Consider the following 12,830-nt stretch of genomic DNA (forward strand, 5'->3'; position numbering starts at 1 on the left):
CGCTGTTGATTTGCGGGTCAGGCGACCGCCCGCTCGCGATACATCGCGTCGATTTCAGCGGCGTAGCGCTTGTTCACGAAATTACGTTTCAGCTTCATGGTCGGGGTCAGCTCCTCGTCCTCCGGCGTGAGCTGGCGCTCGATCAGGTCGAACGTCTTGATGGACTCGACGCGCGCGAAGCTGGCGTTGACGGCTTCGATCTCGCGCCAGATCAGGTCCCGGATTTCGCCGGCACGGCACAGGCTGGCGTAGTTTGTGAAGGGAATGTCGTGATCCTGCGCGAACTTCTCGACATTCTCCTGGTCGATCATCACCAGGCAGGTCAGGTATGGCCGCCTGTCGCCGATCACGACAGCATCGGAAATGTAGGGCGAGAATTTGAGCTGGTTCTCGATCTCCGACGGCGTGATGTTCTTGCCGCCCGAGGTGATGATGATGTCCTTCATCCGGTCGGTGACGCGGACAAACCCCTCGTTATCGATGGTGCCGATATCGCCGGTGTGCAGCCAGCCGCCGACATCGATGGTCTCCGCCGTCTTCTCCGGCTGATTGAGGTAGCCCATGAACAGGAAGTCGCCCTTGATCAGGATCTCGCCGTCGGGAGAGAGCGCGACCTCGCCCCAGGGCACCGCCGTGCCGACCGAGCCGAGCTTGATGCGTTCGGCCGGCATCATGGTCGCGACGCCGCAATTCTCGGTCTGGCCGTAGACCTCGTGCATGTCGATGCCGAGCGCGAGGTACCAGCGGATCAGATCCGGCGCGATCGGTGCTGCTCCCGTGAAGGCGATGTGGCAACGGTCGAGCCCGATCATGCGGCGGATGTTGCGGAAAACGAGCTGATAGGCGATGCGGTTGGCGATGCGCAAGCCCAGCGACGGCGTCCGGCCCTGCAGGCGGCAATCGACCATGCGATAGCCGATCTTGATGGCACGGCGGTAGGCCCATTGCTGGAATGCCGTCGCGTCCTTCAGCGCGATGGTGATGGCGGAATAGAATTTCTCCCAGATCCGCGGCACCGCGAGAAAGACCGTCGGCTGCACCTCGCGCAGATTATCGGGCACCGTCTCCGGGCTCTCGGCGAAGTTCATGATCGAGCCAAGTGCAACGGAGATGTAGTAGCCGCCGATGCGCTCGGCGACATGACAGAGCGGCAGGAAGATCAGCCGGTCCTCCTCCTCGCGCGCCGGGATGAAGTCGTTGGCGTGCCGCATCTGATGCGTGACGCTGCGATTGGAATGCATCGCGCCCTTGGGCGGCCCTGTCGTGCCCGAGGTGTAGACGAGAACGGCGAGATCGCCGGCGCTGCGGCTGTCGATCATCTCCCGCCACAGCGCCTCGCGGCCGACCATGTGGTCACGCCCGAGCGCGCGAAACTCGTCGATCGACATCACCATGGCATCGGAAAACCCGCTGAGACCCTCCATGTCGAAGACGACGATCCGCTGCAGGCGGGGACAGCGCGCCCGGCACGCAAGAATCTTGTCGAGCTGCTCCTCGTCTTCGGCGAAGATCACCCGCGTCGCGGAATCATTGAGAAGATATTCGACCTGGGCCGACGCATCGGTCGGATAGATGCCTGACGAAACGCCGCCGGCACACAATATGCCCATGTCGGCGTAGATCCACTCCGGCACGGCGTTGGCGATGATCGAGGCGACGTCGCCGGGCATGAAGCCGCTGGCACGAAGGCCGTAGGCGATTTCCTTGGAGATCTGCAGCCATTCGCGCCAGCTGGTCGGCTGCCAGATGCCGAACGTCTTCTCGCGGATCGCAGGCCTGTCGCCGCGTACCTCCGCGGCGCGCAAGAAGCTCTTCGCGATCGTATCGGCGACCGTCAGCACCGGTCGGGCCATGCACGTCTCCTCGTTGTCGTGTTCAGTGGTTCATCGCCACGTCTTCTTCTTTTTCCAGCGCCGCTCGCCTCGCGCGCCTTGCTCCTTGGCGCCGAGGTAGAACTCCTGGATGTCCTTCGAATGCATCAAGCGGTCGCAGCTGTCATTCATGACCACGCGGCCAATCTCGAGGACATAGCCGTAATGCGCCGTCTCCAGCGCCACGCGGGCATTCTGCTCGACCAGCAGGATCGACATGCCCTGCTCCTCGTTGACGCGGCGGATGATGTTGAAGATCTCCTTCACCAGGATCGGCGACAGGCCGAGCGAGGGCTCGTCGAGCAGCAGGAGCGTCGGCCGGTTCATCAGTGCGCGCCCGATCGCCAGCATCTGCTGCTCGCCGCCGGAGAGCTGGCCGGCCGGCTGGTCGATGCGCTCTTTCAATCGCGGGAAGTAGCCATAGACCCGCTCCAGATCCTCCGCGACGCCGTCGCGATCGCTGCGCGGATAGGCGCCCATCATCAGGTTTTCGCGCACCGAGAGGAACGGGAACACCTCGCGCCCCTCGGGCACATGACTAAGCCCCAAACGCACGATGCGGTCGGCCTCCATGCGCTGGATCGGCTTGCCCATGAACTCGATCGAGCCCTTCTGCGGATCGAGAATGCCCGAGATGGTCTTCAGCACCGTGGTCTTGCCGGCGCCGTTGGCGCCGAGCAGCGTGACGATACGGCCGCGCGGCACCTCCAGCGAGATGCCGCGGATCGCCATGATCGGCCCGTAATAGCTCTCGACGTTGGAGAGTTTCAGGATGATATCCGGGGCCATGGTCGCATCCATGCGTCAGGCTCCCAGATACGCGGCGACGACGTCGGGATGCTGCTGCACCTCGGCCGGGGAGCCCGTCGCCAGCACGCGGCCGTAGTTGAGCGCAATGACGCGATCGGAGACGCGGTTGACCAGCGACATGTCGTGCTCGACCATCAGCACGGTGACGCCGAGCTCGCTCTTCATGTCGCGGATCCAGAACGACATGTCGTCGGTCTCCTCCACGTTGAGCCCCGACGACGGCTCGTCGAGCAGGATCAGCTTCGGCTCCGAGCAGAGCGCACGTGCGAGCTCGATCACCTTGCGGACGCCGTAAGGCAGGCCCGAGATCAATTTATCACGGTATGGCTCGAGATCGAGGAATTCGATCACCTGCTCGACCCGGCGGCGATGCACCTTCTCGTTGGCGCGCACGCTGGGCAGAAACAGCAATTCCTGCCAGAGCTGCGTGGTCGAGTGCCGGTGGCGCCCGACCAGGAGGTTCGACAGCACCGTGGCGTTCTCGAACAGCTCGATGTTCTGGAAGGTGCGGGCGATGCCGAGCCTTGCGATGTCGTAGGGCGGCTGTTCCGTGATGTCCTGATCCTCGAAGAAGATGCGGCCCGAGGTCGGCCGGTAGATCCGCGAGATCAGATTGAAGATCGAGCTTTTGCCCGCCCCGTTGGGGCCGATGATCGACAGGATCTCGCCCTTCTCGACCGCGAACGACACCGCGTCGACCGCCTTGAGGCCCCCGAAATGCAGCGACAGGTTTTCGGCGCGGAAATAGCTCATCGGTTCCGCTCAGACTTCACGTAGATCTTCTGTCGCTTGAAGGTCGCGCGCTTGTAGAGCGGGAACAGCTGGAAGAAGAGTTTTATCTTCAGCCAGCGGCCATAGAGGCCGAGCGGCTCGAACAGCACGAACACCATGATGATGATGCCGTAGATCGCGCCCTTCAGCCCGTTGAGCGAGGCAAAGGCCGCGACCTTGGACTGGACATTGCCTGCCGTCGCCGGGCCTGCGCCGAAGGTCGCGGCAATGCCGGCGATGATGCCGGGCATATCGTCCTTGAGGTAGGTCAGGAACGGATCGATCATCACGATGAAGATCGCACCCAGCACGGCCCCGTGCAGGCTGAAGATGCCGCCGATCAGGATCACGATGATGAATTCGATCGAGAGCTGCAGCGTGAACATCTCCGGCGAGATGAAGGAGAGCTTGTGCGCGAACAGCACGCCGGCAAAGCCTGTTATCGCCGCCGAGATCGCAAACGACTTCACCTTGTAGAGCGCGACATTGACGCCCATGCTGCGCGCCGCCGTCTCGCTGTCGCGGATCGCGACGAAGGCGCGGCCCGTCGGCGATCGCAGCAGGTTGAGCGTGCCGACGATGGTCAGCACCAGCACCGCAAGACAAAGGAAATAGAAGGTCGGGCTGTCCCGTGAGACCGTCACGCCGAGCAGCGACAGCGCCTTGACCCGCAGGCCCTCATTCCCGTTGGTGACGCTCTCCCAGCGCGCCAGGATCTCCTCGACGATGAAGGCGAAGGAGATGGTTGCGATGACGAGATAGATGCCCTGGAGCCGCAGTGCGGGAAAGCCGACCAGCGCGCCGACGCAGCCGGTCAGGACGCCGGCGGCGAGGAAATAGACCGGAAACGGCACGTTGTATTTCTGCAGGTAGGCGGCCGTGTAGGCGCCGATCGCCAGGAACGCCGCATGTCCCAGCGAGGCCTGCCCGGTAAAGCCGGTCAGGATCAGCAGCGCCACGCCGACCGTCGCATAGATGCAGACGAAGACGAGCTGGCTCATCAGATAGCTGGACAGCACGTAAGGCGCGATCAGCAGCGCCGCGAGCAGGAGACCATAGGAGACGACATAGCCCGAATGCGGGAACAGCCTGATGTCGTCATCATAGTCGGTCTTGAACAGGAAGCGCATGCGTTCAGACCTTCTTGCGGGCATGAAGGCCGAACAGGCCTTCGGGCTTCAGCAGCAGGACCGCGAGCAGCACGACGTAGGGCGCGACGTCCTTCCAGCCCTCGGGCAGATAGAAGCCGGCCATGCTCTCGATGACCCCGATCAGGACGCCGCCGACGACCGCGCCGGGGATCGAGCCGAAACCGCCGAGCACGGCGGCAGGGAAGGCCTTCAGGCCGAGCACGAGGCCGACATTGGAGTGAATGAAGGTGATCGGCGCCAGCAGCACGCCGGCGCAGGTCGCAACCGCCGCGCTGATCGCCCAGACGATGGACACCACGCGCTTGACCGGGATGCCCATGTAGTAGGCCGCCAGCATGTTCTCGGAACTGGCGCGCATCGCGGTGCCGAGCGTGGTCTTGTTGAAGAACAGCCAGAGCAGCGCACAGAGGATGATCGTCGCCGCGATCACCGACAGCTTGTCATGAGCGAGCACCAGCGAGCCGATGCGCAGCACGCCCTGGCTGAAGGGCGTCTCGATCTTGAAATCGTCGGTGCCCCAGATCATGCCGGCGACCGAGCGCAGGAAATAGCCAAGCCCGATCGTGGCCATGATGATGGAGAATTGCGGATAGCCGAGGATCGGCCGCACCACGATCCGTTCCGCCAGCATGCCGAACAGCGCCATTGCGACCACCGCGCCGGCAAAGCCAACCCAGTAGTTCAGGCCCATCATGCCGATGAAGGTGAAAGCGAAGAAGCCGCCCAGCATCATCAGATCGCCCTGGGCGAAGTTGACGACCTCGGTGGCCTTGTAGACGAGCACGAAGCCGAGTGCGATCAGGCCGTAGACACAGCCGAGCGCAACACCGCTGACCAGCTGCTGAACAAAATCCAGCATCGCCGCGTCCTCCCGATGCAACCAGCGGTTCTTGACGACCGCCCTGCCGCATCTTGTGTCCAGCCGCTACGCAGTCGCTCGGCCGCGAGCGCCATTCGTCCCGGCGCCAATTCAGCCTGAACCCCCGAGTGCTGTCAACAAACGGTGGCTTGCTAGGTGTCTTGCCTTTAGTCCAAGGTGGATGCCGGAATTGGGGCGGCCCGATTCACGGGCCGAAACATCTTCAGGTCAGGGTCGCGACCGATGCAGAACCGGATGGGGTAGCCGTGATGAAGCGGGACAGCTCGGCGCTGGAAGTCCGAGGGTTAACGAAGCGTTTTGACCGTTTGGCGGTCGATAGCCTCGATCTCACCATCCATGCCGGCGAGTTCTATGCGCTGGTCGGCCCGAACGGCGCCGGCAAGACCACCACTTTGCGCATGGTAGCCGGCCTGTTGCGGCCCGATGACGGCGGCGTCTCGATCTTCGGCATCGATGCGCTTCAAAACCCCGTGGCGGCCAAGCAGGTCATGGCGTGGGTCTCCGACGAGCCCATGATCTACGACAAGCTGACGCCGCTTGAGTACCTCGAATTCGTCGCCGGCCTCTGGGGCATTGCGCCGCCGGTCTCGAAACCGGTCGCCGAGGAGCTTCTGACTTCGCTCGGGCTCGAGCCGCACCGGCACGAGCGCTGCGAAGGCTTCTCCAAGGGCATGCGCCAGAAAGTGGCGCTGGCCGGCGCGCTGGTGCACGATCCCCGCCTCATCATTCTCGACGAGCCGCTGACGGGACTCGATGCCGTCTCGGCGCGGCATGTGAAGGGACTGCTCGGCGAGCGCGTGCGCGCCGGCTGCACCGTCATCATGACGACGCACATTCTCGAGGTCGCCGAGCGCATGGCCGACCGCATCGGGGTGATCGCCGCGGGACGCCTGGTTGCAGAGGGTACGCTGACCGAGCTGCGCCAGCAGAACGGCCATGCCGACACCAGCCTGGAAGATCTCTTCATTGCGCTGGTCACGCTTCCGGAAGCCGCATGAGCTCGGCAACCGCGCTCTCCTGGTTTGCCCGTCACGAGCTCCGGCTCGCCTGGCGCGAATGGTTCGCCATGATGACGGGCGGGCGGCGCCGGCGGGCCCGCGCAGCCGTGATCGGTCTGCTGTTCTTCGCCGCACTGCTGCACGTGCCGGCATGGGCGGTGATCGGCCGCTTCGCCAATCTCCAATTGCCGCTCGACAAATCCTCGCTGATCGTGGTCTCGGCGACGATCTTGCTCGCCTGGACCTTGATGCTGTCGCAGGCGATCGAATCGGTGACGCGGGTGTTTTACGCCCGCGCCGATCTCGACCTGATCATGTCCTCCCCCGCAACGCTCGCCAATCTGTTCTCCGTGCGCATCGCCGCGATCGCACTCACCGTGACGGTGATGGCGCTGCTGTTCGCGACGCCCTTCATCGACGTGCTTGTCATCGGCGGCGGCGCACGGTGGCTTGCGGCGTTCGGCGTCGTCGTCGCGATGGGCCTGTCGGCGGCGGCGATCGCGATCGGGGTGACCATTCTGCTGTTCCGCCTGATCGGCCCGTCGCGGACGCGCTTCGTCGCCCAGATCCTGGCCGCGATCATCGGCGCCGGTTTCGTGATCGCGCTCCAGGTCGCCGCGATCATCTCCTATGGCACGCTGTCGCGCTTCACCGTCCTGACCTCAAGCACCCTCGCTGCCCACGCGCCCGACGTCGACAGCATCTGGTGGTGGCCGGCACGGGCGGCCATGGGCGACGGCGAGGCGCTGCTGCTGCTCCTCGCGCTCGGGCTGGTGCTGCTCGGATGCGTGATGGCCGTGTTCTCGGGCCGCTTCGCCGACACCGCGATCGAGGCTGCGGCGTACGGCACATCCAGCCGCAAGCGCACAAAGGAGCGCCCGTTCCGGGGCGGCTCCCGACAACACTCGCTGCGGCGCAAGGAGTTCATGCTGCTCTGGCGCGATCCCTGGCTGATCTCGCAGACCCTGATGCAGCTGCTCTATCTGGTGCCCCCGGCGTTGTTGCTCTGGCGCAGTTTTGGCGACAGTTCCGCGGCCCTGACGCTGATCACGCCTGTCATTGTGATGGCGGCAGGACAGCTCGCCGGCGGGCTCGCCTGGCTGACGATCTCAGGCGAGGACGCGCCCGACCTGGTCGCGACCGCGCCGCTGACGTCCTCGAGCGTCATCCGCGCCAAGATCGAGGTGGTGCTGATCGCGATCGCCGCCATCTTCAGTCCGCTGGTTGCGGTGCTGATTTTCGCTTCACCATCCCAGGCTGCGATCACCGCCGCCATCATCCTCGTCAGTGCGGCCTCTGCGACCGCGATCCAGCTCTGGTTCCGCGTCCAGGCCCGGCGCAGCCAGTTCCGCCGCCGTCAGACCTCGTCGCGGCTTGCGACCATTGCCGAGGCCTTCTCCTCGATCGGCTGGGCCGCGACCGCCGCACTGCTGCTCACGCTGCCGACCGCCGGCATCGTCAGCGGCCTGATCACGGCGGGCCTGGTTGCGGTCACCTGGAAGTTCAGCCCGAGGCGGGAGTAAAGGCAGGTGCGGCATTGACGCGCTGTTGATCGCGTCCTGTTGGCGACACGCCGTTCTGCACGCTAGACTTTCCCTCGAAGTCATCGGGGATGAATTCATGCGGCGACTTGTTTCGGCGGCATTTGCGCTGTTGAGCGCATGTCTCTCACCCGCCCTCGCCCAGCAGCCGCCCCAGCGCGGCGAATGCCTGGCGTTGGCGAATGCCGCACCTCGCGCCATGCCGGTCGCCTTGCGGCAGGCGGCCGTGGCGCCGGAGGTCGAGATCACCTATGCCGGCCACTCCACCTATTTCATCGACACGCCCGGTGGCGTGCGGATCGCGACCGATTACAGCGGCGCCTATCAGGTCGGGCGTTTGCCTGACGTCGTCACCATGAACCGGGCCCACAGCACGCACTACACGCTCAATCCGGACAAGCGCATTCCGCATGTGCTGCATGGCTGGGGCGAGGACGGCAAGCCGGCCGTCGTGTCGGAGCGCATCGGCGACACTTTCATTCGCAACGTCACGACCGATATCCGCCGCTACTTCGGCGACGATTCCGGCACGGACATGATCCGCGACGGCAATTCGATCTTCATCTTCGAGGTCGCCGGGCTCTGCATCGGTCATCTCGGCCATTTGCACCACAAGCTCGACGACAGCCATTTCGCCCAGATCGGGCGCCTCGACATCGTGATGGTGCCGATCGACGGCACCTACACGATGTCGCTCGATGGCGTCTCTGAGATCACCAAACGCTTGCGCGCTTCGGTGGTGCTGCCGATGCACCGCTTCGCGACCCCGCTCGAGGAGTTCATGCGCCGCATCGGCCAGCAGTTCGAGATCGATCGGCGCACCGAGCGCTCGTTGCGGATCTCGCGCGATACGCTGCCGTCGACACCGACGGTGATCATCCTCGAAGGCGTCTGATCTGCAAAACCGGAACGCATGAACCTGCTCCGACTTGATGGCTTCGAGATCATCTTCGGATCGGAGCAATCATGAGTAGAAGGTTCCTGGTTGTCGGAGCATTCGCAGCCATTTATCTGTTGTGGGGTTCCACCTATTTCGCGATCACGCTGGGACTGAAATCGCTTCCACCATTTCTGCTGATGGCGCTTCGCTCGTTTTGCGGCGGAGTCGTTTTGCTGGCGATGAGCGGCCGGCAGATCGGCAGCGTGCCCGCTCGGGCCTGGATCGGCGCGAGCCTGTGCGGACTGCTGTTCTTTGCGGGTTGCCATGGTGTGCTCGCCTTCGCACAGCAATCGGTTCCTTCAGGTGTGGCCGCGATCGTGCTCGCCACCATTCCGTTCTGGATCCTGTTGATTGATTCGTTGTTCCCCGGCGCGCAGCGGCCAAGGCCCCTTGCCCTGCTCGCACTCGTGCCGGGCTTCTTCGGCGTCGGGCTGGTGGCATGGCAAAATGTCGAGGAGGCCGGCATCAGCATCCTGCCGGTCGTCTTGCTGCTGGCTGCGGCGCTGTCATGGTCGGTCGGCACCGTCCTGTCCCGGAGCATGTCGAAACAAGCGTCCGCCATTCTGCTTTCCGGCATGCAGCTTTCGATCGGTGGCCTCGTGTTGTTCGCGATCAGCTGGCTGACGGGCGAGATCGCAAGCTTCAGGCCACGGGATGTCTCCCCGGTCTCGCTTGCAGCCGCACTCTGGTTGATCATTTCCGGAAGCGTGATCGGATTCGTCGCCTATAATTGGCTGCTGGAAAACGTCTCGACCTCGCTGGTGTCGACCTACACCTTCGTCAACCCTGTCATCGCCGTGCTGCTCGGCACCCTCGTGCTGGGCGAGCCGTTCTCGCGCATGATGCTGCTTGGCGCAGGTCTCGTCATCATCTCCGTCATCGTCATCTGGCGCTCGGAGAGCCGCCCGACGATCGACAGGACCCGGCAGGGCGTAGGACATCTCTCCCTGCACGAGACCTGACGACGTCGGACGGCAATTTTCTCCAAGTCGGCTATCGGCCGATCGTGCTGATCTCCCGGCAAGAGGAGATCGACATGACCGACTTCAAGAGATTGCTGCACGCTGACGGACCCAACCCCGAGCACGCCGCGGAGCTGCAGCTCTACGGCCGCTTCGTCGGGGATTGGGACGCCGAGATCACCGCCCACGGGCCTGACGGCGCGACGCACACCGCACCCGGCGAAATTCATTTCGGCTGGGTGCTGGAAGGACGCGCCGTTCAGGACGTCTGGATCATTCCGCGGCCTGCGGGCGCGCCCGCCTTTCCGGTCGCAGGCAATTGGTACGGCACGACGCTTCGGGTCTACGATCCCGGCATTTCGGCGTGGCGGATTTCCTGGTTCGATCCGGCCCGATCGGTATTCCGCCAGCAGATCGGCCGCGCGCGTGGTGAGGACATCGTGCAGGAAGGCACGACCGAAACCGGCGAGCTCACGCGCTGGAACTTCGTCGACATCACACATGATTCGTTCCACTGGCTCGGCGAGGTCAAGCCCGCCACGACAACCGATTGGCGGCTGGTGGTCGATGTGAGGGCGACGCGGCGGAAGGGCTGAGGAGAACACCGCCGCGCTCGCCACGGAGCCAAGCGCCGTCACGACGCGAAAGAGGGGACGGGATGTTGGTCCCGCCCCCTCTTCCGTCGTGGCCGCTGGGAAGCGTCCTTCAAAAGGATTAGCCGGCGCCCATGAGGGGCGCGGGGCTGCGTTCGCCGGGCGAGAGGAACATCCGCTTCAGCTTGTTGACCACGCGGATCATGAAGCCGATGACGGCGGGATTTGTCTTGCGGCAGAAAGCGATCTTCTTGACGTGGCCTTCGACATGCCATTTGGCATGCGCGCCATCGCGAAAGAAAATGACGTCGCCGGCTCCATACCGCTTGGGCGGGAGCCCTTCGCTTTCCAAAACGATCGATCCTTCCAGGATCATGATGGTCTCGTCGAAATCGTAGTACCAGTTGAAGCGGCCTTCGGTGCAGGACCAGACAATGGTCGAGGATGTGCCGTCCGAGCTGGTCGACAGGATGTGCGAACGGGAGACCGGATTCCCCTCGATGATCCAGGCCGGCTCGATCGGCCGCAGCTCCAGGTCCACGTTGCAACTGGCGATTTCAATCAATGCGGCCGACATCTGTTTCCCCAGGGCATATATTAAGTATGACCGGGTCTCGGCCCGGATTGTTTCGAAAGATGGGGGAACGCTAGTAGCCTGTTTTTAATTCTTTCTTACACGAGCCCCGACAATCAGCCGCAAGTTGCAGACGCGAAATTGTTAGCGCCCCAATTTCCTGCAAATTCGCACACATGAACCCTTCTTTTCAGGGGTGCGACAAAGTGCGCGACGTCAACGAGGCGAAACAGGAAATCCGCGCCCGGCCTCGACCTGCCCGAGGCGGGCGATTCCCGTGGGTACGGCTGCGAGGCGGTCGCGGCCTGCGACGGCATCAGTGCGGGCCACCGACTGGCAGCCCGTTCACGGCACCGGTCAACCGCTTCAGCATCGACTACGGCCCGATGCTGCGCGGCGGTGCGATGCGACCCGACCTCTCCCTACGGGAGAGGTGAAGAACCCGCGCGCACGCGCGTCGGTTACTTCGCCCACTCGCCCTTGCGGAACACCGGCACCTTGCTGCCGTCGGCCAAAATGCCGTCGATGTCGGTCTCGCCCGAGCCGATCATCCAGTCGATATGGATCAGGCTTTGATTGCCGCCTTGGGCTGCGATCTGCTGCGGCGTGAGCTGCGCGCCGTTGATGAAGCATTTCGAATAGCATTGGCCGAGCGCGATGTGGGACGCCGCGTTCTCGTCGAACAGCGTGTTGTAGAACAGCAGCCCGCTCTGCGAGATCGGCGAGGAATGCGGCACCAGCGCCACCTCGCCGAGACGCCGCGCGCCCTCGTCGGTGTCGAGCACCTTGTTCAGCACCTCCGCGCCGCGCGAGGCCTTTGCGTCGACGATCCTGCCGTCCTCGAAGCGCACCGCGATGTTGTCGATCAGCGTGCCCTGGTAGGACAGCGGCTTCGAGCTCACGACATGGCCGTAGACCCGGCGGCAATGCGGAGTCGTGAAGACCTCCTCGGTCGGAATGTTGGCGTTGCAGCTGATGCCGTTCTTGGCGAGCGAGGCACCGCCTTCCCATTCATGGCCGTCGGCAAGCCCGATGGTGAGGTCGGTGCCGGGACCCGAATATTGCAGTGCGCGGAATCGCTGGCCGTTCAGCCAGTTGGTGCGCTCGCGCAGCACCGCGTTGTGGCCCGCCCAATTGGCCATCGCATCCTCGCGGTCGACGCGGGAGGCCGCGAAGATCGCATCCGCGAGCTTGCCGATCGCCACCTCTTCGGAATCATCAGGGAAAACCTGCTTCGCCCAGGTCGGGCTCGGATAGGCGATGATGTTCCAGTTGGTGTCGAAATTGACGATCTTTTCCAGCGCCGGCTGATAGGCCATGGAATTGGCCTTGCTGGCGCGCGCCACCTTGGACGGATCCTCGTTCGACAACAGCATCGGGTTGTCGCCGACGATGGCGAGGCGCGCGGTGTTGTCCGAGAACGCTTTCGCCATCCCTTCGTAGAGCCAGTCGGCGGCGCGATCAAAGCTATTGTCATGGCCGTGGCGATAGCGCGCCAGCGTCGTCTCCTCGTCGGAAAGAATCGGCGTCACGATGCCGGCGCCGGCCTTGTAGGCGTGCGCGGCGATTCGGCGCACCAGCGGCAGCGCGATCGCGGGCGCCGTCAACAGAAGGTCCTGTCCCGGCCGCAAACCCAATCCAACCTTCACCGCGACCTCGGCCAGCCGGTCGAGCTTCGCGGGATCGATGGAAGAGGCGAAATTGCGTTGATCGGTCATGCCGGGTCCTCTGTCGAATTC

At 63.9% G+C, this 12,830-nt stretch carries 12 protein-coding genes; 5 read left to right on the plus strand and 7 right to left on the minus strand.

Features of this window, described 5'->3' with window-relative positions:
- Positions 1-17: 17 nt before the first annotated feature.
- The 5 genes from ACVIIW_RS06480 to ACVIIW_RS06500 are packed head-to-tail and all read right to left on the minus strand — an operon-like array spanning position 18 to position 5,462.
- Positions 18-1,853 carry an AMP-dependent synthetase/ligase gene (locus ACVIIW_RS06480; protein WP_456699986.1) on the minus strand — a complete coding sequence of 612 codons (1,836 nt, stop codon included), beginning with the start codon at positions 1,851-1,853 and terminating at the stop codon, positions 18-20.
- Positions 1,854-1,883: 30 nt separating this feature from the next.
- A complete protein-coding gene (locus ACVIIW_RS06485) occupies positions 1,884-2,672 on the minus strand; it encodes an ABC transporter ATP-binding protein (RefSeq protein WP_456699987.1) in 789 nt (262 codons plus the stop codon).
- A 3-nt stretch (positions 2,673-2,675) separates the two neighbouring features.
- The gene (locus tag ACVIIW_RS06490; RefSeq protein ID WP_456699988.1) at positions 2,676-3,434 is read right to left on the minus strand and encodes an ABC transporter ATP-binding protein; all 759 of its coding nucleotides are present in this window, start codon (positions 3,432-3,434) and stop codon (positions 2,676-2,678) included.
- Positions 3,431-4,582, minus strand: a complete 1,152-nt coding sequence (locus ACVIIW_RS06495) for a branched-chain amino acid ABC transporter permease (RefSeq protein WP_456699989.1) — start codon at positions 4,580-4,582, stop codon at positions 3,431-3,433. Before ACVIIW_RS06495 ends, ACVIIW_RS06490 begins: the two co-directional genes overlap by 4 nt.
- Before the next feature lie 4 nt (positions 4,583-4,586).
- Entirely contained in the window at positions 4,587-5,462 is an 876-nt protein-coding gene (locus ACVIIW_RS06500; protein WP_456699990.1) for a branched-chain amino acid ABC transporter permease, read from the minus strand.
- Positions 5,463-5,731: 269 nt separating this feature from the next.
- Between ACVIIW_RS06500 and ACVIIW_RS06505 the strand changes: the two genes are divergently transcribed.
- The 5 genes from ACVIIW_RS06505 to ACVIIW_RS06525 all read left to right on the plus strand — a co-directional run bounded on the left by ACVIIW_RS06505 (position 5,732) and on the right by ACVIIW_RS06525 (position 10,520).
- Positions 5,732-6,481 carry an ABC transporter ATP-binding protein gene (locus tag ACVIIW_RS06505; protein WP_456699991.1) on the plus strand — a complete coding sequence of 250 codons (750 nt, stop codon included), beginning with the start codon at positions 5,732-5,734 and terminating at the stop codon, positions 6,479-6,481.
- The gene (locus tag ACVIIW_RS06510) at positions 6,478-8,004 is read left to right on the plus strand and encodes a permease (RefSeq protein WP_456699992.1); all 1,527 of its coding nucleotides are present in this window, start codon (positions 6,478-6,480) and stop codon (positions 8,002-8,004) included. Before ACVIIW_RS06505 ends, ACVIIW_RS06510 begins: the two co-directional genes overlap by 4 nt.
- A gap of 97 nt (positions 8,005-8,101) precedes the next feature.
- Positions 8,102-8,917: an MBL fold metallo-hydrolase gene (locus ACVIIW_RS06515; protein WP_456699993.1), complete on the plus strand. Its 816-nt coding sequence runs from the start codon at positions 8,102-8,104 to the stop codon at positions 8,915-8,917.
- Positions 8,918-8,988: 71 nt separating this feature from the next.
- The gene (locus tag ACVIIW_RS06520) at positions 8,989-9,924 is read left to right on the plus strand and encodes an EamA family transporter (protein ID WP_456699994.1); all 936 of its coding nucleotides are present in this window, start codon (positions 8,989-8,991) and stop codon (positions 9,922-9,924) included.
- Positions 9,925-9,998: 74 nt separating this feature from the next.
- Positions 9,999-10,520: a hypothetical protein gene (locus tag ACVIIW_RS06525; protein ID WP_456699995.1), complete on the plus strand. Its 522-nt coding sequence runs from the start codon at positions 9,999-10,001 to the stop codon at positions 10,518-10,520.
- A gap of 118 nt (positions 10,521-10,638) precedes the next feature.
- Here the strand turns inward: ACVIIW_RS06525 and ACVIIW_RS06530 are convergent, their stop codons facing one another.
- Both ACVIIW_RS06530 and ACVIIW_RS06535 read right to left on the minus strand, forming a co-directional pair.
- Positions 10,639-11,094: a cupin domain-containing protein gene (locus ACVIIW_RS06530; RefSeq protein WP_456699996.1), complete on the minus strand. Its 456-nt coding sequence runs from the start codon at positions 11,092-11,094 to the stop codon at positions 10,639-10,641.
- A gap of 458 nt (positions 11,095-11,552) precedes the next feature.
- Positions 11,553-12,809 (minus strand): aminopeptidase, encoded by a 1,257-nt coding sequence (locus ACVIIW_RS06535; RefSeq protein WP_456699997.1) that lies wholly within the window; start codon positions 12,807-12,809, stop codon positions 11,553-11,555.
- Positions 12,810-12,830: the final 21 nt, after the last annotated feature.

This window comes from Bradyrhizobium sp. USDA 4449, assembly GCF_054056275.1.